This is a genomic window from Corallococcus praedator, from assembly GCF_003612125.1.
Lineage (GTDB): Bacteria > Myxococcota > Myxococcia > Myxococcales > Myxococcaceae > Corallococcus > Corallococcus praedator.
This window is the reverse complement of record NZ_RAWI01000734.1, coordinates 1-1,684: the sequence shown is the minus strand read 5'-3', so window position 1 is coordinate 1,684 and position 1,684 is coordinate 1. Positions and strand designations below refer to the sequence as shown.

The 1,684-nt window shown below is 66.6% G+C and carries 1 protein-coding gene; it reads left to right on the top strand.

The window, feature by feature from the left end:
* The coding region (locus tag D7Y13_RS41340) for a CotH kinase family protein (RefSeq protein WP_244222469.1) at positions 1 to 1,615 on the top strand (1,615 nt) is incomplete at its 5' end.
* Between the last annotated feature and the right edge of the window lie 69 nt (positions 1,616 to 1,684).

The following is a 1,684-nucleotide window of genomic DNA, read 5'->3' as shown; positions in this document are numbered from 1 at the left end:
TCCCCCGGTGGACCCGCCGCCCGTGGACCCGCCGCCCGTTCCGGAGGTGGAGCGGCCCTTCACGATGCCGAAGGTGCAGACGGCGCTGGCGGACTACGCGCTGGTCATCCCCGCGGAGGCGATGGCGAAGTTCCAGGCCGACCCGTGGACGGAGGAGCAGGACGCGACGTTCCAGGCCAACGGCAAGAGCTTCCCGGTGAAGGTGCGGCTGCGCGGGGCGTCCGCGCGGTTCTTCGACAAGAAGAGCTGGAACGTCAGCTTCGCGGACAAGGACAAGTTCGAGGGCCGCACATCGCTCAACCTCGTGGCCGAGTACGCCGACGCGTCGATGCTGGCGGAGAAGATTGCCTACGACCTGCTGACCGCGATGCGGGTGCCGGCGTCCACCGCGAAGTTCGTGCGGCTGTCCGTGAATGGCCAGTACGAAGGCGTGTTCCTGGAGGTGGAGCAGGTCAACAAGGCCTTCCTGAAGGCGCATGCGCTTCCGGACGACGACGCGTCCATCTACCGCGCGGGCTGGAAGGACACCGAGTTCAAGACGTGGAAGGTGCCCTACCAGGGCGACTGGGTGAAGAAGACGAACGAGAAGGAGCCCAACGACGCGCTGTGGGCGGTGCTGGACGTCATCAACCACACGCCGGAGCCGCAGTTCGTCACCACGCTGGAGAAGAACCTGGAGGTGGAGTCCTACGTGCGCTCCATGGTGTTGGACGCGCTGATGTCCAACAACTACGTGGAGGACTCGGAGAGCTACTTCCTGAATGACAAGATCACCGGGCGCTGGCGCTACGTGCCGTGGGACCTGAACAACGTGGACGCGCGCTGGTGGTACACGAACACCGTGCAGGACATGTCCACGTCGACGAACAGCATGAAGCACCCGCTGTTCAACTTCACGCTGCTGGATGGCTGGGTGGAGAAGATGTACCAGCAGCGCAAGCTGGAGACGGGGAGCTACCCGGGCTACCTGCCGGTGTTCTCCAACCTGGGCACGCGCGTGGTGATGAACCCCGTGCTGCGCGCCCGGCTGGAGGCGCGGCTGGACAAGGCGCTGGAGGAGCTGTTCACCCCGGAGGTGATGAACCCGTACATCGACCAGCTCCATGCGCTGGTGGATGCGTCCATGAAGACCGACCCGTACATGGACTACGCGCGCTTCGCCGCGGGCAAGGCGTACATGAAGCGCTTCGTGCAGGTGCGCCGGGACTTCGTGAAGGCGGAGGTGAAGCGGTTGGCGGCGCGGAAGTCCACGCTGGTGCTGAAGGCCTTTGATCCGCGCGCGGGCTGGGTGGAGGTGACCAATGAGGGCACGCAGGCCGTGTCGCTCCAGGGCATGACGTTGACAACGAACCTGCGGGTGAGCCTGGCGGTGAGTGACCATGCGCCCACGCAGGTGGCACCGCCGACGGGCGTGGTGCTGGGCGACATGACGGTGGCGCCGGGACAGACGGTGCGGCTGGATGCCTCCGCGCTGGGCATCACCTTCCCCGCCAAGGGCGAGGTGGGCCTGTTCGACGGCAAGTCGGTGGTGGGCGTGAAGGACCTGCTCTTCTACGGCGAGCTGCCCGCGGGCAAGCAATACGCGCGGGGCGAGAAGGGCTGGGAGGTGCGCTGAGTCGTCGCGCGGACAGCGGGCCCCGGGTCCGTTGTCCGCCGGGCATCAACCGATGAGGGCGCGACGTGC